Source organism: Kitasatospora sp. NPDC101447 (genome assembly GCF_044767225.1).
Taxonomy (GTDB): domain Bacteria; phylum Actinomycetota; class Actinomycetes; order Streptomycetales; family Streptomycetaceae; genus Kitasatospora.
Genome location: NZ_JBIWNL010000055.1, coordinates 19,323 through 39,058, shown reverse-complemented (window position 1 = coordinate 39,058; position 19,736 = coordinate 19,323). Strand labels below are relative to the sequence as shown.

At 73.1% G+C, this 19,736-nt stretch carries 15 protein-coding genes; 5 read left to right on the top strand and 10 right to left on the bottom strand.

The features are described from left to right. Window positions 1-27: 27 nt before the first annotated feature. Complete coding sequence (locus ACIRST_RS39965; RefSeq protein WP_350520165.1) at window positions 28-1,689, bottom strand: APC family permease; 1,662 nt, start codon at window positions 1,687-1,689, stop codon at window positions 28-30. A gap of 427 nt (window positions 1,690-2,116) precedes the next feature. On the opposite strand from ACIRST_RS39965, the gene ACIRST_RS39960 reads away from it, so the two are divergent. Further along, the gene (locus tag ACIRST_RS39960; RefSeq protein WP_402809201.1) at window positions 2,117-2,380 is read left to right on the top strand and encodes a hypothetical protein; all 264 of its coding nucleotides are present in this window, start codon (window positions 2,117-2,119) and stop codon (window positions 2,378-2,380) included. Between the two features lie 15 nt (window positions 2,381-2,395). On the opposite strand, the gene ACIRST_RS39955 is transcribed toward ACIRST_RS39960, so the two are convergent. Together ACIRST_RS39955 and ACIRST_RS39950 are read right to left on the bottom strand one after the other, a co-directional pair. Further along, entirely contained in the window at window positions 2,396-2,731 is a 336-nt protein-coding gene (locus ACIRST_RS39955) for a hypothetical protein (RefSeq protein ID WP_402809200.1), read from the bottom strand. After that, a complete protein-coding gene (locus ACIRST_RS39950) occupies window positions 2,728-3,033 on the bottom strand; it encodes an SAV_915 family protein (protein WP_350520162.1) in 306 nt (101 codons plus the stop codon). Before ACIRST_RS39950 ends, ACIRST_RS39955 begins: the two co-directional genes overlap by 4 nt. Window positions 3,034-3,377: 344 nt before the next feature. On the opposite strand from ACIRST_RS39950, the gene ACIRST_RS39945 reads away from it, so the two are divergent. Beyond that, a complete protein-coding gene (locus tag ACIRST_RS39945) occupies window positions 3,378-5,597 on the top strand; it encodes an NADP-dependent isocitrate dehydrogenase (RefSeq protein ID WP_350520161.1) in 2,220 nt (739 codons plus the stop codon). A gap of 173 nt (window positions 5,598-5,770) precedes the next feature. Here ACIRST_RS39945 and ACIRST_RS39940 read toward each other — a convergent pair whose 3' ends face one another. Continuing rightward, window positions 5,771-6,361: a YdcF family protein gene (locus tag ACIRST_RS39940; protein ID WP_350520160.1), complete on the bottom strand. Its 591-nt coding sequence runs from the start codon at window positions 6,359-6,361 to the stop codon at window positions 5,771-5,773. A gap of 174 nt (window positions 6,362-6,535) precedes the next feature. Further along, entirely contained in the window at window positions 6,536-7,576 is a 1,041-nt protein-coding gene (locus tag ACIRST_RS39935; protein ID WP_402809219.1) for a cytochrome c oxidase assembly protein, read from the bottom strand. Between the two features lie 207 nt (window positions 7,577-7,783). On the opposite strand from ACIRST_RS39935, the gene ACIRST_RS39930 reads away from it, so the two are divergent. After that, window positions 7,784-8,818 carry an NAD-dependent epimerase/dehydratase family protein gene (locus ACIRST_RS39930; RefSeq protein WP_402809196.1) on the top strand — a complete coding sequence of 345 codons (1,035 nt, stop codon included), beginning with the start codon at window positions 7,784-7,786 and terminating at the stop codon, window positions 8,816-8,818. A gap of 281 nt (window positions 8,819-9,099) precedes the next feature. Continuing rightward, window positions 9,100-9,813, top strand: a complete 714-nt coding sequence (locus ACIRST_RS39925; RefSeq protein WP_402809193.1) for a hypothetical protein — start codon at window positions 9,100-9,102, stop codon at window positions 9,811-9,813. A 61-nt stretch (window positions 9,814-9,874) separates the two neighbouring features. On the opposite strand, the gene ACIRST_RS39920 is transcribed toward ACIRST_RS39925, so the two are convergent. The 5 genes from ACIRST_RS39920 to ACIRST_RS39900 form a co-directional block, all read right to left on the bottom strand. Beyond that, window positions 9,875-10,882 (bottom strand): 2-hydroxyacid dehydrogenase, encoded by a 1,008-nt coding sequence (locus tag ACIRST_RS39920; RefSeq protein WP_402809190.1) that lies wholly within the window; start codon window positions 10,880-10,882, stop codon window positions 9,875-9,877. A gap of 156 nt (window positions 10,883-11,038) precedes the next feature. Further along, complete coding sequence (locus tag ACIRST_RS39915; RefSeq protein WP_350520156.1) at window positions 11,039-12,064, bottom strand: 6-phosphofructokinase; 1,026 nt, start codon at window positions 12,062-12,064, stop codon at window positions 11,039-11,041. 351 nt (window positions 12,065-12,415) lie between these two features. After that, window positions 12,416-13,144 (bottom strand): glutamine amidotransferase, encoded by a 729-nt coding sequence (locus ACIRST_RS39910; protein ID WP_350520155.1) that lies wholly within the window; start codon window positions 13,142-13,144, stop codon window positions 12,416-12,418. A 46-nt stretch (window positions 13,145-13,190) separates the two neighbouring features. Further along, window positions 13,191-14,453, bottom strand: coding sequence for a MurT ligase domain-containing protein (locus tag ACIRST_RS39905; RefSeq protein ID WP_350520154.1), 1,263 nt, complete (start codon window positions 14,451-14,453; stop codon window positions 13,191-13,193). 273 nt (window positions 14,454-14,726) lie between these two features. After that, window positions 14,727-15,374 carry a GNAT family N-acetyltransferase gene (locus tag ACIRST_RS39900; protein WP_402809187.1) on the bottom strand — a complete coding sequence of 216 codons (648 nt, stop codon included), beginning with the start codon at window positions 15,372-15,374 and terminating at the stop codon, window positions 14,727-14,729. A gap of 348 nt (window positions 15,375-15,722) precedes the next feature. Here ACIRST_RS39900 and ACIRST_RS39895 point away from each other — a divergent pair, with 348 nt between their 5' ends. After that, window positions 15,723-19,691 carry an amino acid adenylation domain-containing protein gene (locus tag ACIRST_RS39895; RefSeq protein WP_402809184.1) on the top strand — a complete coding sequence of 1,323 codons (3,969 nt, stop codon included), beginning with the start codon at window positions 15,723-15,725 and terminating at the stop codon, window positions 19,689-19,691. Window positions 19,692-19,736 lie beyond the last annotated feature (45 nt).

The window sequence follows — 19,736 nt, the reverse complement described above, 5'->3', positions numbered from 1 at the left end:
CGCGTCAGTGGGTGGGGTGGGTGGGGGTCAGTGACCGCCCGCGTCCACCACCTCGACGTCGGCGACCTCACGCTCGATCGCCTCGGCCGGCAGGGCCACCCGGATCGCCCAGAAGTAGATGCCCAGGGCGAAGACCGCGACCATGCCCATGTCGTACCACATCGGGATCCGGCCGGTGCCGTCGCCGAAGCCGCCCTGCCAGGAGATCAGGCCGAGGCCCAGCAGGTAGACCGGCAGCCACTGGGCGGACTTCCAGCTCAGGCGCGGCGCGTTCGGCAGGCCCTTCTTGATCGCGTAGGCCGCGTAGCCGCCGAGCAGGAGGTAGCCGAGCACGATGGCCATGCCCAGGCGGGACAGGGTGTGCCAGCCGGACCAGTAGATGATCAGGCTGGAGACCACGAACGCGGCCGGGGAGATGACCGCGCCGAAGGGCAGCCGGTAGGAGCGCTCGTGGTTCGGCAGCCGGCGACGCAGGGCACCGAAGGCGAGCGGGGCGCCGGCGTACATCAGCACGCTGGCGGAGGTGATGAAGCCGACCAGCTCCTGCCAGCTCGGGAAGGGCAGGAAGCAGATCACACCGGTGATGAACGACATGACCAGGCCGAACCACGGCACGCCGTTCTTGTCCAGCTTCTCGAACTTCTGCGGCGCGTAGCCGTTCTTGCTCAGGCCGTAGGAGATGCGGGAGGTGGAGGTGGTGTAGATCAGGCCGGTGCCGCCGGGGGAGACGATGGCGTCGAAGTACAGCACCCAGGAGAGCCAGCCGAGGCCGACCAGGGTGGCGAGGCCGGCGAACGGACCCTCGATGCCCGGGAAGTCGAGCTTGTCCCAGCCGTTGACGAAGGAGCTGACCGGCAGCGAGCCGATGAAGGCGACCTGCAGCAGGACGTAGATCAGGGTGCCGATGGCGACCGAGCCCAGGACGGCGCGGGGGATGTCGCGCTTGGGGTTGCGGCTCTCACCGGAGATCTGGATGGCCTGCTCGAAGCCGAGCAGCGCGAAGATGATGCCGCTGGAGCTGATCGCGGCGAGCACGCCCTTGGCACCGAACGGCGCGAAGCCGTGCGAGGTGAAGTTCGAGGAGTGGAAGTTGGTGATCGACAGCGCCAGGATCGTGAGCAGCGGGACGCCGATCTTGAGCCAGGTCGCGATCGAGTTGGTGGCCGCCAGGACTCGCACACCGAGGAAGTTGACCGCGACGAAGACGCCCATCAGCAGCACCGCGACGATGAAGCCGCTGGTGGTGAGGGTGCCGTTGGCGTTGAGGAAGCTCTTGGCGAACTGCCAGTGGCCCGCGTAGCCGATCATCGCCTCGACCTCGATCGGGGCGACGGTCGCGGCCTGGAGCCAGGAGAACCAGCCGAAGGACATGCCGGCCAGGCCACCGAAGGCGTAGTGCGGGTAGCGCGCGGTGCCACCGGCGACCGGGAACATTCCGCCGAGCTCGGCGTGCACGAAGGCGAGCAGCACGATCGCGACTGCGCCGATGCCCCAGGAGAGGAGGGCCGCAGGCCCGGCGGCGACGACGGCGTTCTTGGCGCCGAACAGCCAGCCGGAGCCGATGATCGAGCCGACCGAGGCCCACATGAGGCCGATGAGGCCCACGTGGCGCTTGAGCGACCGGGTGGTGGTGCCGGATTCGGCGCCGGTGCTCTGTCCGGGCGGCGAGATCTGGTTGAGGGAAGCCATGGGCGATCTCTCTGTGTGTGGGGGCTCCGCATGGGCGGAGCGCGGAGAGTTGCCACACAGTAGGGCTATTCATAGACCTCTGCACAGATTTCATTACTGAATGTTTACTTTCTTTGCCGGATATCCGTGCTGGTAGGAGGCATTCTGTTCAGTTGTCTGTTACGTTACCTGTGGGTAAGTCCGGGATCTGAGCCGCGATTGAGGTTTGAGCCGCGATCCTGCAACATTGACGCCCCGGGCGATTCATGGAATTGAAGATCTCCGCATAGTGATGCGCCGGAAGTTGTTGATCTTCGCCAAATCCGTTGCCCCGCAAGGGTGTTGACGATCCGTCGGTTCGACGGGCTCTCCCTTGCTCCCGCCGTCGGCCACCCGGGCGGGCGTCCAGTGGTCGCCCGGGGTGCGCGGCCGTGCTGGGGTGGTCCGCATGAACAGCTCACGCCTGGCCCGGGTGGCCGCCGCGACCGCCTCCGTCCTCCTGCTCACCGCCACCGGCGCCGGTGCCGCGGCCGCCGCCACTTCCCGGGCGGTGGCGACCGGGCTCCGGGACGTCACCTCCGAGCAGTGCCGGGGCTCGGGCGGGCACGTCGAGGGCAGTGGTTACTGCGTCGACGCGTTCGGTGACGACGCCTGGGGCCAGCCCGTCGACGGCCAGGCGATCAACCCGGACCCCCGCCCCGGCGAGGAGTGAGCCACCTCACGTCCCTCACGGGACCGGCCGCAGGGTGACCGGGGCCGGGGTGAGGGTGCGCAGGACCAGGTCGATGTGGACCCTGGCGGCGCCCGCGCGGTACAGGGCCGCGGAGATCGTCCGTAACTCCTCCGGACCGGTGCAGACGAGCCGGAGCTCCAGGTCGGCCTCGCCGGCCAGGGCGAGGCCGCTCCGGACGGCCGGGAACTCGGCCGCGATCCGGTCGAAGTCGAGCGCGACCGGGCCGTGACTGATCCGGGCGATCGCGTGCAGCGGCCGGCTCGGCCGCAGGTGGGCCTCGTCGTCCGGCCCGTCCGGCCCGGCCGGGACGAGCCGGAGCGGGGCCGTCACCGGTGCTGGAGCAGTGCGGTCGGGGCCGGGGCGGCCGGCGTGGCGGGGGCGGTGACGGGCGGGGCGACCAGCCTCGGGTCCAGCACCAGGACGTCCACGCCGAGCGGGGCCGTGAGGGCGCGCAGGGCGGGCTCGCCGAGCTCGGTGTGGGCCTGGTCCGGCCCGAGGAGTGCGGCGAGGGCCTCGGGGCTGGAGAATCCGACCGCGCAGCGGCGGCCGTCGCGCAGGCGGAAGAGGCGGAGTGCGGTGGTGCTGCCGGGGCCGGAGGTGGTGACCGGTACGTGCCAGACGACGCGGGCCATGCGAACGCTCCCGAAGGGGGTGGTGGTGCCTGCCGGAACTGCTTCCTCGACGCTAGGGCGGCCGGCCCCGGGCGGCCCCGGTCCTGACGCAGCGTTGACCGAATGGGGTGGTGCGTTGACGCACTCCTGACGTTCGACTCACCCGGGTGGACCACACCGGTGGTCGGGGCCGCTCCGTTTGCCTCGCGTCCCGGCTCGGACCACCGTGGATCGTGTCGCTCGTCACAGCCGTCGGACGCCCCCGGGGAGACCGGCGCGCACTCCGGGGCGGGGGGAGGTGGAGCGAGGGGCCCGTGACGAGATATCTTGACGTCAAGACGTTGGAGACGTGAAGCGGAGTACCGATGACTGACTCGACCATCATCTATACGCACACCGACGAGGCTCCGGCCCTGGCGACCTACTCGTTCCTGCCGGTGGTCCAGGCGTACGCCTCGACCGCGGGTGTGCGGGTGGAGACCCGCGACATCTCCCTGGCCGGGCGGATCATCGCGAGCTTCCCGGAGCGTCTGACCGAGGCCCAGCGGATCGGCGACGCCCTCGCCGAGCTGGGCGAGCTGGCCAAGACCCCCGGTGCCAACATCATCAAGCTGCCGAACATCTCGGCCTCCGTGCCGCAGCTGAAGGCCGCCGTCGCCGAGCTGCAGGCCCAGGGCTATGCCCTGCCGGACTACCCGGACGACCCGCAGACCGACGAGGACAAGGACGTCCGCGCCCGTTACGACAAGGTCAAGGGCAGCGCCGTCAACCCGGTCCTGCGCGAGGGCAACTCGGACCGCCGCGCCCCGCAGTCGGTCAAGAACTACGCCAAGACCCACCCGCACCGCATGGGTGCCTGGACCGCCGAGTCCAAGACCAACGTCGCCACCATGGGCGAGAACGACTTCCGCTCCACCGAGAAGTCCGCCGTGGTCGCGGCCGACGGTGCCCTGCGCATCGAGCTGGTCGCCGAGGACGGCACCACCACCGTGCTGCGCGAGAAGGTGCCGGTGCTGGCCGGCGAGGTCGTCGACGCCTCCGTGATGCGCGCCGCCGCCCTGAACACCTTCCTGGCCGCCCAGGTCGCCCGCGCCAAGGCCGAGGGCGTGCTGTTCTCGGTGCACCTCAAGGCCACCATGATGAAGGTCTCCGACCCGATCGTCTTCGGCCACGTCGTGCGCGCCTTCTTCCCGAAGACCTTCGCCGCCCACGGCGCCACGCTGGCCGCCGCCGGTCTGAACCCGAACAACGGCCTCGGCGGCATCCTCGCCGGCCTGGACGCCCTGGCGAACGGCGCCGAGATCAAGGCCTCCTTCGAGGCCGAGCTGGCCGAGGGCCCGGCCCTGGCCATGGTCGACTCCGACAAGGGCATCACCAACCTGCACGTGCCGAGCGACGTCATCGTCGACGCCTCGATGCCGGCCATGATCCGCACCTCCGGCCACATGTGGGGCCCGGACGGCCAGGAGGCCGACACCCTCGCCGTGCTGCCCGACAGCAGCTACTCCGGCGTGTACCAGGCCGTCATCGACGACTGCCGCGCCAACGGCGCCCTCGACCCGGCCACCATCGGCTCGGTGCCGAACGTCGGCCTGATGGCGCAGAAGGCCGAGGAGTACGGCTCCCACGACAAGACCTTCGAGATCGAGGCCGCCGGCACCGTCCGCCTGGTCGACGCCGAGGGCAACGTGGTGCTGGAGCAGGCCGTCCAGCCGGGCGACATCTTCCGCGCCTGCCAGACCAAGGACCTGCCGATCCAGGACTGGGTCAAGCTGGCCGTCACCCGCGCCCGCGCCACCGGCGACCCGGCCGTGTTCTGGCTGGACGAGACCCGCGCCCACGACGCGGTGCTGATCGAGAAGATCAAGACCTACCTGCCGGAGCACGACACCGCCGGCCTGCAGATCGAGATCAAGTCCCCGGTCGAGGCCACCAAGTTCTCGCTGGAGCGCATCCGCCGCGGCGAGAACACCATCTCGGTGACCGGCAACGTGCTGCGTGACTACCTGACCGACCTGTTCCCGATCCTGGAGCTGGGCACCAGCGCCAAGATGCTGTCGGTCGTCCCGCTGATGGCGGGCGGCGGCCTGTTCGAGACCGGCGCCGGCGGCTCCGCCCCGAAGCACGTCCAGCAGCTGGTCAAGGAGAACTACCTGCGCTGGGACAGCCTGGGCGAGTTCTTCGCGCTGGCCGCCAGCTTCGAGCACCTGGCCAGCAGCACCGGCAACGCCCGCGCCCAGGTGCTGGCCGACACCCTGGACCGCGCCACCGGCACCTTCCTCAACGAGGACAAGTCGCCGAGCCGCCGCCTCGGTGGCATCGACAACCGCGGCAGCCACTTCTACCTGGCCACCTACTGGGCCCAGGAGCTGGCCAAGCAGACCGCCGACGCCGAGCTGGCCGAGGCCTTCGCGGGCCTGGCCAAGACGCTCACCGAGCAGGAGCAGGCCATCGTGGAGGAGCTGATCGCCGTGCAGGGTTCGGCGGTCGACCTCGGCGGCTACTACCAGCCGGACCCGGCCAAGGCCGCCGCCGTGATGCGCCCCTCGAAGACCTTCAACGAGGCGCTCGCCAACCTCGGCTGAACCAGGCCGGGCCGAACCGGGCGCGAGCCCGGACCGGGCCCAGCCGAGCCGAACCACCGGGAGGCCCCCGGGTCCGTGACAGCGGACCCGGGGGCCTCCCCGCTTCTCCGGGCCGCGGGCGGGCTCCCCGGTCGGCTCTCGGCCCGGTCCGGAGGCCCGTGGGGGGGTGGGGCTCAGATCCGGCCGAACACGGCCAGTGCGGTACCGACGGCCTCCCGGAGGAGCAGGTACGGGCCGTGCGCCAGCGGGCCGTCCGCCCCGAGCACCTCCGCGGGGGCGCCGGCCCGGCGGGCGGCGAGCGCGGAGCGGACGGTGTGGAAGCCGCTGGTGACCACGGTGCACCGGTAGCCGGGCCGCTCCGAGGCCATCAGGGCGGCGCTGAAGCGGAGGTTCTCGGTGGTGTTCGCGGCCCGCTCCTCGCGCCGGATCCGCTCGGCCGGGACGCCCCGGTCGATCAGGTAGCGGGCCATTGCGGCGGCCTCGGTGCACTGCTCGTGCGGACCCTTGCCCCCGGTCACCACGACCAGCGGGGCGTACCCCGCGGCCTCCTCGGCGGCGAGCCGGGCCAGCGCGGCGTCCAGCCGGCCCGCCAGCGTGCGGCCGGGCTCGCAGCCGTCCAGCGCGGCGCCCAGGACGACCAGGTAGTCGGAGCCGACCGGCGCGGGCCGGCGGCGCCGGTACAGCAGCGCGAAGCCGAGGAAGCCGAGCAGCCAGAGCAGGGCGTACCCGCAGAGCAGGGCGGCGACGATCAGCAGGACGTGCATACCCGTTCGAACGCGTTCGGCGGAACCACCGTTCCGGCGCCGCCCCCGGTCCTGGCCCGGCACCGGCCCCGGCACCCGTCCCGGGTGCCGCTCCGGAACGGCGGAACCCCCGCTCCGGAGGCGGAACGGGGGTTCTCGGAACCAGGGGGATCCGGAGCGGGGGCGGCGCCGGGCTCAGCCCGCCTCGGCGGCAGGAACGGCGGGTGCGGCAGGTGCTGCGGGAGCGGCGGGTCCGGCCGGGGCGGGCCGGGCGGCGCCCGCCCCGGGGCGCCGGTCGTTCCGGTGCAGTGAGGCCAGGTAGGCGTTGTACGCCTCCAGCTCGGCGTCGCCCGAGCGGTCCTCGGCGCGGTCGCGGCGGCGGGCCTGCCGCTGTTCGGAGCCCATCCACTGGTACACCAGGGCGATCAGCACGATCGCGGTCGGGATCTCGCCGAAGGCCCAGGTGATGCCGCCCGCCAGCTTCTGGTCCTCCAGCAGGTTCGTCCCGGGCGGGGAGCCCTCCACGGTGAACGTGGTGACCAGCGGGTGGGCGGCCATCATCACCGCCACGCCGAAGAAAGCGTGGAACGGCATCCCCATGAACAGCTCGATGATCCGCATCACGTGGCCGGGCCGGTGCGGGCCCGGGTCCACGCCCATGATCGGCCAGAAGAAGGCCAGACCGGTGAACAGGAAGTGCACCATCATGAAGATGTGCCCGAGGCGGTACTGCATCAGGAAGTCGAACGCCGGGGTGAAGTAGACCCCGTACAGGCTCGCGATGAACATCGGGATGGTGAACGCCGGGTGCGAGACGATCCGGACGTACCGGCTGTGCAGCAGCGCCACCAGCAGCTCACGCGGCCCGCGCGGGCGGCCCTTGCCGGCCGGGCGCAGGGCGCGCAGCGCCAGTGTGATCGGGGCGCCCAGCAGCAGCAGGATCGGCGTCAGCATGGAGAGCACCATGTGCTGGATCATGTGCGCGCTGAACAGCACCATCCCGTAGTCGTTCAGCCCGCTGCAGGTCACCAGCAGCAGGGTGCCGACGCCGGCCGCCCAGCCGACCATCCGGCCGATCGGCCAGCGGTCGCCGCGCCGGTACAGCCGGACCACGCCCGCCGCGTAGAGCCCCAGGACGACCAGGCCGGCGATCAGGAACACCCAGTCCGGGGACCAGGTCCACACATTCGAGAAGGTGAACGGTCCTAGCTGGGTCATCCCGCCGTGGTGGTGCATTCCTGACATTCCGTCGCCCATCGGCGGGTCCTGCTTTCCGTCCTCGTGGTCCCTGGTGCGGGTCCGGTTCGCCCGTTTTGCTGGCACACACAGCCTAGGTGGGCCTTACCTCGGGCCGTCCCCCGCCCCCTCCGTACGGGTGGTGGCCCCCCGCCCGGTGGCCGGCTGGCTAGACTGATCGGCCGGTCGGCAGGGAGGGGCCCGGACATGGCGACACAATCACGAACGACGGAACCGCGTACGGCGACGGAACCGCGTACGGCGGCGGAACCGCGTACGGCGGCGGAACGGGGCGCCGCCGAGGCGACCACGGTCGCGCTGACCGGGGCGACCGGCTTCATCGGCTCCGGCGTCCTGGCGGCCCTCACGGCGCGCGGCGTACGGGTCCGCGCACTGGCCCGCCGGGTGCCGGAGGCCGCCGACCAGGGCGCCACCTGGGTACCGGGCGACCTCGCCGACGGGGCGGCGCTCGCGAAGCTCTGCGAGGGCGCCGACGTGCTGGTGCACCTGGCCTCCCGGGTCTCCGGTGGCACCGAGGAGTGCGAGGCGGCGAACGTCCGCGGCACGGCCGCCGTGATGGCGGCCGGCACCGGCGCCGGGGTCCGCCGGATCGTCCACCTCTCCACGGCGGCGGTGTACGGCGAGGGCCCGCACGCGGGCATCGCGGTGGACGGGGTGACGCCCGCCCCGCTGTCCGAGGCCAGCCGCACCCGGCTGCTCGGCGAGCGCCACGCCCTGGACGCCGGCGCGCACGTGCTGCGCCCGGGGCTGGTCACCGGGACGGGCGACCGCTGGGTGGTGCCCGCCCTGGCCGAGCTGGTCCGCCGGGTGCCGGTCCGCTGGGACGGCGGCGAGGCCCGGCTCTCGGTCGTGGACCGCACCGACCTGGCCCGGCTGATCATCGTGCTCGCCCTGGACGACCACGCCGCCCCGCCCGGCGTCCACCACGCCTCCCACCCCGACCCGGTCCGCGCCGGCGACCTGCTCGCCGGCCTGGCCGCGCTCGGCCTGCTGCCCGCCCTGGACGGCCCGGACGTGCCGGACGTCCCGTGGGACGAGTGCTGCCGGCTGCTGGCCGCCGCGCCCGGCCGGGTCTCCGAGCGCCAGTTCTCCCTGGTCGCCCGCGACCACTGGTACCGCAGCGAGGAGATCTGGCAGCTGGCCGCCTGCCCGCCCGGCCCCGGCCCGCTCGCCCGCCTCCCCGAGGCCGCCGCGTGGTACCGCTCGGCGCTCGCGCCGTGACGCCTCGACGCGGATGACGTGGGCGCTGCGGCGACGCGGTGCTGCGGCGAAGCGTGCTGCGCCGATGCGTTGAAGCGCCCAAGCGCCCAAGCGCCCCAGTGGTGACGCGGTGATGCGGTGACGCCGTCGCCCCGGCGGCGTTTCCCAGGATGAACCCGTGCGCACGGGCGCTCCGTGCAGCCTGTCGGGCAGCCGCCGGACGGACCGGACGGCTGCCCGTAGAGGCGGTCACGCCGCGCCTGGCCGCCGACTCCTGCACCGACATACGAGGTCATCTGATCATGAAGCGCTCCCTCATCACCCTCGGCGCCGCCCTCGTGGCCGCTCCGCTGCTCGCCGCCTGCAGCTCCTCCTCGACCTCCCCGGCGGCGTCCGGCACCTCCGCCCCGGCGGCGCCGACCACCGCCTCGGCCCCGTCGACCATGGCGATGGACATGTCCGCCGACGGCCACCTGAGCCCCGGGACGGCGATGCACGGTGCGATGACCGACGGCGACACCAGGACCGACCTCGGCGCGGCGCACAAGACCGACGGCGTCTTCGGCGACTTCGCGGCGAACCCGGCCGCGGTCACCTACGACGCCACCAAGGTCCCGGCGGGCGCCAAGGCCACCGTGCAGGTCCTCGCGGCGGGCGGCAGCACACTGGTGAAGATGGAGCTCGCCGGCCTGCTGCCGAACACGGTCTACGGCTCGCACGCGCACGTCAACGCCTGTGGTGCCGACGGCGACGCGGCCGGCGGCCACTTCGAGCACACCCCCGACCCGAAGGGCGCCTCGACGGACCCGCAGTTCGCCAACCCCACCAACGAGATCTGGCTGGACTTCCGGACCGACGAGCAGGGCCACGCCGTGGTCTGGTCGAAGCAGCCCTGGGACTTCTCCGACGGCCGCGCGCCCAAGTCGGTCGTCCTGCACGCGATGAAGACCGAGACGGCCGCGGGCTCGGCGGGCAAGGCCGGCAACCGTCTGGCCTGCGTCAACGCGGCCTTCTGAGCCGCCTCCCGGCCCGCCCCGCTCGGACGTCGGTGCCCGCGCACCGACGTCCGACCGCCCGTCAGGCGGTCCGCCGCCCGGCCGGGACCAGCGTGTTCTCGCTGCGCCGCCCGGCGGCGAAGTCGTCCACGTTGCGGGCGGTGGCGTCGATGATCTGGCCGACGGCGGTGCGGGTGAAGTAGGCCTGGTGGCTGGTGACCAGCACCTGCGGGAAGGTGACCAGCCGGGCGAGGACGTCGTCGGTGATGCCGTGGATGGAGCGGTCGGTGAAGAAGACGCCGGTCTCCTCCTCGTACACGTCCAGGCCGACGCCCGACAGGCGTCCGGCGCGCAGCGTCTCGACCAGGGCGGCGCTGTCGATCAGGCCGCCGCGGCTGGAGTTGACGAGGATCGCGTCGTCCTTCATCCGGGCCAGCGCGGCCGCGTCGATCAGGTGGTGGGTGGCCGGCAGCAGGGGCACGTGCAGGCTCACCAGGTCGGCGCGGGTGAGGAGTTCGGGAAGTTCGGTGTACCGCATGCCGAGTTCGCGGCAGGCCGGGTTCTCGGCGATGTCCCAGCCGAGCAGTTCGGTGCCGAAGCCGGCGGCGATCCGGGCGAAGCACTCGCCGATCTTGCCGGTGCCGATGACGCCGACGGTCATCCCGTGGACGTCCCGGCCGAGCAGGCCGTCGAGGCGGAAGTCGAACTCGCGGGTTCGGTTGGCGGCGCGGGTGAGGCGGCGGTTGACGGCCAGGGCGAGCGCCCAGGCGTGCTCGGCGACGGAGTTCGGGCTGTAGTGGGACACCCGGGCGACGGTGAGGCCGAGTTCGGCGGCGGCGTCCAGGTCGATGTTGTTGAAGCCGGTGGAGCGCTGGGCGATCAGCTTGGTGCCGCCGTCGGCCAGCGCCGCGAGCGTTGCGGCGTCCAGGACGGCGTTGACGCTGCTGCTGACGACCGGGTAGCCGGCGGCCAGCGGCGCGGTGTCCCGGTTCAGGAACACGTCCAGGCAGCGCAGCCCGTGCCGGCCCGCGAAGGCGGCCTCCAGCAGCGGCCGTTCGTCGGCCTGCACCCCGTACGCGAGGATGTCCATGCGCGGTCCCTCCAGTCGGCTCCCGCGCCCGGGTCTGCGGCCGGGCCGGGGTCTGCGGCCACGCTAGCGGGCGGGGCGCGCGGACGCCCGCCGGGTGCGCGAAGGCCCCCGGAACCCGCCACGGCGGATCCGGGGGCCTTCGCGGGGCCGGTCGGGTCAGATGACCGTCTCGGCCTCCAGGTAGCGCTCCTGCGGGACGGTCTTCAGCTCGGCGACGGCCTCGGCGAGCGGCACCAGGTTGATGTTGGTGCCCTGCAGCGCGGTGATGTGCCCGAACGCGCCCTTGTGGACGGCCTCGACGGCGTGCCAGCCGAAGCGGGTGGCGAGCACCCGGTCGTAGGCGGTCGGGGTGCCGCCGCGCTGGGTGTGGCCGAGGATGACCGGACGGGCCTCCTTGCCGAGGCGGTGCTCCAGCTCGCGGGAGAGCTGGGTGGCGATGCCGGTGAAGCGCTCGTGGCCGTAGATGTCCTTGCTGCCCTCTTCCCAGTGCATGGTGCCGGGCTCGGGCTTGGCGCCCTCGGCGCAGACCACGATGGCGAACTTCTTCTGGCGGTCGAAGCGCTCGCGGACGACGGCGGTGAGCTTCTCGATGTGGAACGCGCGCTCCGGGACGACGATGGCGTGCGCACCGGCCGCCATGCCCGCGTTGAGGGCGATCCACCCGGTGTGCCGACCCATGACCTCGACGACCATGACCCGCTGGTGGGACTCGGCGGTGGTCTTCAGCCGGTCCAGCGCCTCGGTGGCGACCGAGACGGCGGTGTCGAAGCCGAAGGTCACGTCGGTGGCGGCGATGTCGTTGTCGATCGTCTTCGGCACGCCGACGATCGGCAGGCCCGCGTCGCTCATCAGCTTGGCGGCCTTGAGGGTGCCCTCGCCGCCGATCGGGATGACCGCGTCCAGGCCGAGGTCCGAGCAGTACTTCTTGGCGCGCTCGACGCCGTCCCGCAGGTGGCTGGGCTGGACCCGGGAGGAACCGAGGATGGTGCCGCCCTGGGCCAGGATGCCGCTCACCGAGTCCAGCGTGAGGGGGCGGTGGTGGCCCTCCAGGAATCCGCGCCAGCCGTCCTCGAACCCGATGATCTCGTCGCCGTGGTCGACCACCCCACGGTGCACCACGGAACGGATCACCGCGTTCAGGCCGGGGCAGTCACCGCCGCTGGTCAGCACTCCGATACGCATTAGCTTTGCAACTCCCGAGCAGAACCGAGGTACGGCCGGACTACAGGCTGGGACGACGAGCCGTCACCGCGACGGGGCGCTCCCGCACCGCGCTGGCGGGGAGGTGGCCGTGGGGTGAAGGACCGGGCGATCCGGACAGAACGTCCTGAACCGACCGTGATGTCGAGCATACGGCCCCTGGTCCGGCCGGGCAGGAGCCGACGCGGGAGCGGCGCCGTCGGCGCCCCCGCGCGGAAGTGCAGCCTGCTGCCGAGGAGGGTGTGCAGTAGGCAGCCCCATTGTCGTACGTCCGGGGCCGCCCGCGGGCCGGGTGACCGCATCGCGGGCACCCGGCCGGGGCGTACCGGCGTACTACGCGGGGCGCGTGGCCGCGGCGATGCGCTCGGCGCGCAACGCGTCGTACCAGGTGGTGTCGGCCGGCGGCAGGGCGTTGACGTCCAGCGCCAGCTTGATCAGCATGTCGGCCACGGCGGGGTTGCGGGCCAGCACCGGGCCGTGCAGGTAGGTGCCGAAGACGGTGTCCCGCCAGGCGCCCTCGGAGCCGTCACCGGTGCCGTTGCCCCGGCCGACGGAGACGGTGGCGAAGGGCTGGACGCCCTGGCCGAGGTGGGTGACGCCCTGGTGGTTCTCGAAGCCGGTCAGCTGCGGCAGGCCGAGGCGGGGGTCGACGTCGGCGAGCACGTCGCCGACGCAGCGGGCGCCCTCGCCGCGCTGGGTCCAGACGTCGAGCAGGCCCAGACCCGGCTCCCGCTCGCCGAGGTCGTTGATGAACTCGTGGCCCATGATCTGGAAACCGGCGCAGACGCCGAAGATGATCGCGCCGTTCTCGGCGGCCCGCACCAGGCCGCTGTCGGCACGCAGCCGCTCGGCGGCCAGGCGCTGCGGGCGGTCCTCGCCGCCGCCGATCAGGTAGATGTCCCCGCTGGTGGGGATCGCCTGGTCGGAGCGGACGTCGATCCGGGTCACGTTGAGGTGGCGCTGGCGGGCCCGGCGCTCCACGACCAGGGCGTTGCCGCGGTCGCCGTAGGTGCTGAGCAGGTCCGGGTAGACCCAGACCACGCGCAGGCTGCTCTCACTCATCCTCGAAGGCCTTCCGTCACGTAAAGACTGGTGTGCGGGCGCGGCATCAGCCGGCCACGACCTTCCGCAGCTGCTGGAAGGCGGTGTAGTTGGCGATGGCCTCGATCCGGCCGGGCGGCGCCATCCGGACGGCCTGCTCCAGGGTGTCCACCACGTGGAACTGCAGCCCGGCGACCTCCAGGCGGACGGCCAGGTCCAGCTTGCGCTGGCCCATCACGAAGACGGGGTGCCCGGCGAGGCGCTCGTAGTCGACGTCCCACAGCCAGGAGGTGTCGGTGCCGTCGGCGTCGAGGGCGTTGACGGAGAGGATCACCGGGGCCGGCGGGCCGTCGATCAGCGAGAAGGTCTCCAGCCAGCCGGCCGGGTTCTTCGCCAGCAGCAGCCGGATGTCCCGGCCCTGGTACTGGACCACGTCGTAGCGGCCGGCGACGGCGGTCACCGAGCGCATCCGCTCCAGGGCGACCTGCGGGGAGACGCCGAACACGGCGGCGACGGCGGCCGAGCTGGTGGCGTTGGCCAGGTTGGCCCGGCCGGGCAGCTGCAGCTGGATCGGCCAGGCGCCGCGCTGAGGGTCGATCACGTGGGTGCCCTGGAGCGCCCAGTGCGGGTTGGGGCGACGGAAGCCGCACTCCTGGCAGAACCAGTCCTCGCCGGGGCGCTGCATCACACCGCCGCAGGCGGGGCAGGACCAGGCGTCTTCCTTCCAGGCCTGCCCGGCGGCCACCCAGACCACCTTCTTGCAGGAGGACGCGGCCCAGGTGACCAGCGGGTCGTCGGCGTTGGCGATGACCACGGCCTCGGTGTCCTGCAGGCCCTCGCGCCACTTCTCGGCCATCATCCGGGTCTCGGCGGCGCGGTCGAGCTGGTCGCGGGAGAGGTTGAGCAGCGCGATCGCCTTGGGGCGGGTGTCGCGGGCGACCATCGCCAGGTACTTCTCGTCGACCTCGATCACGCCGAAGCGGGCCTCCGTGCCGCCCGCCAGGGCGGACGTGATGCCGGCCGGCATGTTGGCGCCGAGGGCGTTGGAGACCACCGGGCCGGCGGCGCGCAGCGCCTCGGCGATCAGTCGGGTGGTCGTGGTCTTGCCGTTGGTCGCGCTGACCAGGACGACGTCGAGGTGGTCGGCGAGGGTGGCCAGCAGGTCGGGGTCGAGCTTGAGGGCGACCTTGCCGCCGATCACCGAGCCGCTCCCGCGTCCGGCCTTGCGCGACACGGCGGCGGCGACCCGGCCGGCCGTGACCGCGATCTTGGCGCGGGCCGGCAGCGAGGCGTCGCGTGCGCCTGTGGGCTCCGATTCGGTGCCTGCCATGCTCAGTGGTTCCTCCTTGCTGCGGCACCGCCCTGGACCGGACAACGGGCCGTCGGGCGGCGGGGACGGGGGTCAGCCTACCGACTCCGTCGCCCGACCGGACGATCCGGACCCCGCGCCGCCTGCTGCGACGCGCCGACCGGGGCTGCTGACGGCCCGTCAAGGAGAGCCGTGTACGGACGGAGTCTCTTCCGCTTCAGGACGCCCACCGGCTCCGTCGGGTTCCCGGGACGCTCCGGTAAGGATCTGGTGAAGAAATGATCGGAGGCCCGGTCAGGGGGTGCAAGCGGCCGGATCCCCGGCCCCCAGGACGGCGGTGATCACCAGGGTGCCGTCCTCGGCCCGGACGTCCAGCGGCGCCTCCAGCCGGCGCATCGCGGCGATCAGGCCGGTGTTGGCGGCGTGGGTCACCGCGTACGCCGTCCCGATCCCGGCCGCCCGGGCCGTCTCCGACAGCCGCCGCAGCAGCGCCACGCCCAGACCGCGGCGCTGCCAGGCGTCCTCGACCAGGACGGCCAGCTCCGCCTCGTCGTCGTCCCACATCAGGTGCCCGAGGGCGACGATCCGGCCGTCCGGGGCGGTCACCGCGAGGCTGTGGCCGTGCCGGGGGTCCAGCAGGTGGTCGAGGTAGCGGTCGGCGTCGCGGACCGGGCCGTGGTAGCGCAGGCGCAGCGCGGCGGGGGAGCAGCGGCCGTGCATCGCCAGGGCCGCGGCCTTGTCGGCCGGGTCGGCGGGGCGCAGCAGCAGTTCGGTCCCGTCCGGCAGGGACAACCGGGACGGAGCCTCCGGGGCCCGGTCGGTCGGACCGTGGTGGGGGTGCGGCTGCGGCTGCGGGCGCGACGGCTGGTGCGGGTGCTGCCGGGCGACCCGGAACGGGCCCTCGGTGAGCACGGGCGGGCGGCCGGCCTGACCCTCGGGCACCACGCACCTGCGGTCCGACCTGCGGAAGGGTCGGTGCCAGAGCCGTTCGGGTCGAGTGCGCGATGCCGTCATGGGGCCGACGCTACCTACGCTTCGCTTCCGTTCGGTTACGTGATCGTGAACGCCCGAATGCCCGGAGCGCCCCCGGGACGACCCCGGACCGCGCCCGGGACGCGCTCGGGACGCGCTCGGGACCGCCCGGTCCGGGGCCGGGACGGAGCCGGCACAGGTCCAGACCGGTGCCTCAGGCGGGCGGGACAGCGGGCGGCCGACGGTGGATCCGTGCCCGGCGCTCCTGGAGAGCAGGCCGCCGGGATCCCTTCCCCCCGAGTACCGAAGGCACTTCCCATGCGCAACACCCCGTCCGCCTCCGTCACGCCCGCCACCGCCACCACCGCCGTCCCGCACGCCCGCCGCGCCCCGGTCGGCACCGCGCTCACCGCCCTGCTCGACCGCCAGGCGCGCATCCGGCCCGACGCCCCGGCCGTGATCGGCGAGGGCCGCGGCCTGACCTTCCCGGAGCTGTCCGGGACGGCCCGCCGGCTGGCCGCCGAGCTGCGCCGCCTGGGCGCCGGCCCCGACACCTGCGTCGGCCTGTACGTCGAGCCGTCGGTGGAGCTGGTCGCCGGGGCCTGGGGCGTCCTGTACGCCGGGGCCGGCTACCTGCCGCTGTCGCCGGAGTACCCCGAGGACCGGCTCCGCTACATGATCGAGGACAGCGGCACCCGGATCGTGCTCACCCAGGAGCACCTGCGCGGGCGGCTGGCCGCGCTCGCCCCGGCCGGGACCGCGATCGTCACCGTCGAGGGGGCCCCGGAGGGCCGTCCGGGGGCCGCGGAAGCCGTAGCCGTCGAGGCCGGGGCCGAGGTCGCCGACGTGGCCGAGGACGCCACAGCCGAGGACGCCGCCCGGCCGGAGTCGCTGGCCTACGTCATCTACACCTCCGGCTCCACCGGCCGCCCCAAGGGCGTGATGATCGAGCACCGGGCGGTGGTCTCCCAGCTGCGCTGGATGCGCGACGCCGGGCACCTCGACCCCGCGGTCACCGTGCTGCAGAAGACCCCGATGAGCTTCGACGCCGCCCAGTGGGAGATCCTCGCCCCGGCCGTCGGCGCCCGCGTGGTGGCCGGCACGCCCGGCCTCTACCGCGACCCGGAGGCGCTGGTCGCCACCGTGCGGCGGCACGGCGTCACCGCGCTGCAGTGCGTGCCCACCCTGCTCCAGGCGCTGCTGGACACCGAGGGCTTCACCGACTGCACCAGCCTGGCCCGGCTGTTCTCCGGCGGCGAGGCGCTGTCCCGGCGGCTCGCCCGCAACCTGGGCCGGGCGCTGCCCGGGGTGTCGCTGGTCAACCTGTACGGTCCGACCGAGTGCACCATCAACGCCACCGCGCACGTGGTCGACCCGGCCGAGCTGGGCGACGGCGCCGGTTCGGTGCCGATCGGCCGGCCGGTCGCCGACACCCAGTGCTACATCCTGGATGAGCAGCTGGTGCCGGTCGACGCCGACGGCGTCGGCGAGCTGTACATCGGCGGTGTGCAGCTGGCCCGCGGCTACCTGCACCGGCCGGAGCTGACCGAGGAGCGGTTCGTCCCCTCCCCGTTCGCCCGGGGCGAGCGGCTGTACCGCACCGGCGACCTCGCCCAGTGGAACCCGGACGGCACCCTCCAGTTCGCCGGCCGGGTCGACAACCAGGTCAAGCTGCGCGGCTACCGGGTCGAGCTGGACGAGATCGCCCGCGCGATCGAGGAGCACACCTGGGTGCGCCGCTCGGCCGCGATCGTCACCGGGGACGACCGCACCGGCCACCGCAACCTGGTCGCCTGCGTCGAACTCAACCCGCGCGAGGCCGCCCTGATGGACCAGGGCAACCACGGCGGCCACCACCAGTCCAAGGCCAGCAAGCTGCAGGTCAAGGCGCAGCTCTCCGACCCGGGCGTGCGCGAGCCGGCCCGGCTCGCCGGCCGCGAGCGGGTCGAGCTGCCCGGGCGGCGGGAGAGCGAGGCCCAGCGCCGGGAGACCTTCGCCCGCAAGACCTACCGCTTCTACGACGGCGGCCCGGTCACCCGCGAGGACCTCACCGCGCTGCTCGCCCCGCGCCCGGCCGGCGCCTTCGGCCGGGACCTGGAACTGCTGAGCTTCCCCGAACTCGGCCGCGTCCTGCGGTGGTTCGGCCAGTTCCACAGCGAGGAGCGGCTGCTGCCCAAGTACGCGTACGCCTCGCCGGGCGCGCTCTACGCCACCCAGCTGTACCTGGAGACCGGCGGCCTGGACGGGCTCGCGGCCGGGCTGTACTACTACCACCCGGTCGAGCACGGCCTGGTGCGGATCGGTCCCGCCGAGGCCCGCGAGGAGGCGTACCTGACGCTGCACTTCTCCGGGAAGCACGGCGCCATCGAGCCGGTGTACAAGAACAACATCCGCGAGGTGCTGGAGTTCGAGACCGGCCACATGCTCGGCGTCTTCGAGGAGGTGCTGCCCGAGTACGGGCTGGACGTGCGCCCGCTCGGCCTCGACCCGCAGGCCAAGGAGCGGCTGGACGTCGCCGAGGAGGACCACTACCTGGGCGGCTTCGCGGTCGTCCGCAACGACGGCACGGCCCGCGCCGACCGCACCGAGCTGTACCTCCAGGCCCACGAGGGCCGGGTGGACGGCCTGCCGGGCGGCCTCTACCGGTACGCCGACGGCGAGTTGGCGCGGATCTCGGACGCGGTGGTGGAGTCCCGGCACGTGATAGCGATCAACCAGTCCGTCTACGCCCGCGCCGCGTTCGGTATCGCCGCCGTGAGCCGCGCCGAGGAGGAGTGGCTGGAGTACATCGCGCTCGGCACCAGGCTGCACCACCTGCAGCGCAACGGCGTGGGCCTGGGCTTCATGTCCTCCGGCTACAGCTCCAAGTCCGGCCACCCGCTGCCCGCCGCCCGCCGCATCGACGAGATCCTGGCCGGCCGCGGCATCGCCGGCGGCGCGTCGTACTTCTTCCTCGGCGGCAAGGTGAGCGAGGAGCAGATCCGCAGCGAGGGCATGCAGGAGGACGCCGTCCACATGAAGGGACCGGCCGAGATCATCAAGGACGAACTGGCCAACCTGCTGCCCGACTACATGCTGCCCAACCGGGTGCTGATCGTGGACGCCCTGCCGCTCACCGCGAACGGCAAGGTCGACCTCAAGGCGCTCGCCGCCTCCGACGCCGTCCGCACGGCGGACGTCCGCGGCGAGTACGTCGCCCCGGGCACCGAGCACGAGCGGTGGCTGGCCGAGGCCTGGGGGCAGGCGCTGAAGTACGAGGACGTCTCGGTGGCGGACGAGTTCTTCGCCGTCGGCGGCAACTCGCTGATCGCCGTGGCCCTGGTCAACCGGATCAACCGCGAGTTCGGCGTCGCCCTGCCGCTGCAGGTGCTGTTCGAGTGCCCCCGGCTGGGCGACCTGGCCGCCCGGATCGAGCGGGCCCGCGGGTCGGACGGCGCGGCGGACGGCGGGGCGTCCGCCGGGGGCGCGAGCTCCCGGCTGATCCCGCTGCACCCGGGCGAGTCCGGCCGGCCGGTGTTCTGCTGGCCCGGACTGGGCGGCTACCCGATGAACCTGCGCCTGCTCGGCCGGGAGGCGAGCGAGGGCCGCGCCTTCTACGGCATCCAGGCGCACGGCATCAACGAGGGCGAGACGCCGTACCCGACCATCCGGGAGATGGCCGCCGCCGACGTCGCCGAACTGCGCCGGGTGCAGCCCGAGGGCCCGTACACCCTGTGGGGCTTCTCCTTCGGCGCCCGGGTCGCCTTCGAGGCCGCCTGGCAGCTGGAACAGGCCGGTCAGCGGGTGGAGAACCTGCTGCTGATCTGCCCCGGCAACCCGGAGGTGCGCCAGGACGACGGCCACCGGTGGGGCCGCGAGGCCTCGTACGCCAACCCCGCGTACGTGACCATCCTGTTCGGGGTGTTCACCGGCCGGATCAGCGGCCCCGAGCTGGCCCGCTGCCTGGCCGAGACGGCGGACGAGGACGGCTTCGTCGCCTTCGTGCACCGGGTGCTGCCGGAGCTGGACGAGGAGCTGATCCGCCGGATCACCGGAATCGTCGGCGAGACCTACGAGTTCGAGTACAGCTTCCGCGAGCTGGCCGAGCGGCGGCTGGACGCCCCGGTGACCGTCTTCAAGGCCGCCGGCGACGACTACTCCTTCATCGAGGGCAGCAGCGGCTACTCCGCGGCCCCGCCCGCCGTGGTCGACCTGGCCGGGGACCACTACGGGGTGCTGAAGGAGCACGGCGTCGGTGAACTCGTCGCCGCGATCCGGGCGCTGGAGCGGACGGGCGACACCCGCTGAGGCGGACACGCTCACGGATGGCCCAGGATCCGCGAGCGGGGGAGC

Coding starts and splice junctions, on each gene's coding strand:
- ACIRST_RS39920 (WP_402809190.1), bottom strand. CDS start 10,882: ATGGACATCCTCGCGTACGGGGTGCAGGCCGACGAACGGCCGCTGCTG.
- ACIRST_RS39935 (WP_402809219.1), bottom strand. CDS start 7,576: ATGCACCACCACGGCGGGATGACCCAGCTAGGACCGTTCACCTTCTCG.
- ACIRST_RS39940 (WP_350520160.1), bottom strand. CDS start 6,361: ATGCACGTCCTGCTGATCGTCGCCGCCCTGCTCTGCGGGTACGCCCTG.
- ACIRST_RS39925 (WP_402809193.1), top strand. CDS start 9,100: ATGAAGCGCTCCCTCATCACCCTCGGCGCCGCCCTCGTGGCCGCTCCG.
- ACIRST_RS39905 (WP_350520154.1), bottom strand. CDS start 14,453: ATGGCAGGCACCGAATCGGAGCCCACAGGCGCACGCGACGCCTCGCTG.
- ACIRST_RS39950 (WP_350520162.1), bottom strand. CDS start 3,033: ATGGCCCGCGTCGTCTGGCACGTACCGGTCACCACCTCCGGCCCCGGC.
- ACIRST_RS39965 (WP_350520165.1), bottom strand. CDS start 1,689: ATGGCTTCCCTCAACCAGATCTCGCCGCCCGGACAGAGCACCGGCGCC.
- ACIRST_RS39945 (WP_350520161.1), top strand. CDS start 3,378: ATGACTGACTCGACCATCATCTATACGCACACCGACGAGGCTCCGGCC.
- ACIRST_RS39930 (WP_402809196.1), top strand. CDS start 7,784: ATGGCGACACAATCACGAACGACGGAACCGCGTACGGCGACGGAACCG.
- ACIRST_RS39960 (WP_402809201.1), top strand. CDS start 2,117: ATGAACAGCTCACGCCTGGCCCGGGTGGCCGCCGCGACCGCCTCCGTC.
- ACIRST_RS39895 (WP_402809184.1), top strand. CDS start 15,723: ATGCGCAACACCCCGTCCGCCTCCGTCACGCCCGCCACCGCCACCACC.
- ACIRST_RS39915 (WP_350520156.1), bottom strand. CDS start 12,064: ATGCGTATCGGAGTGCTGACCAGCGGCGGTGACTGCCCCGGCCTGAAC.
- ACIRST_RS39910 (WP_350520155.1), bottom strand. CDS start 13,144: ATGAGTGAGAGCAGCCTGCGCGTGGTCTGGGTCTACCCGGACCTGCTC.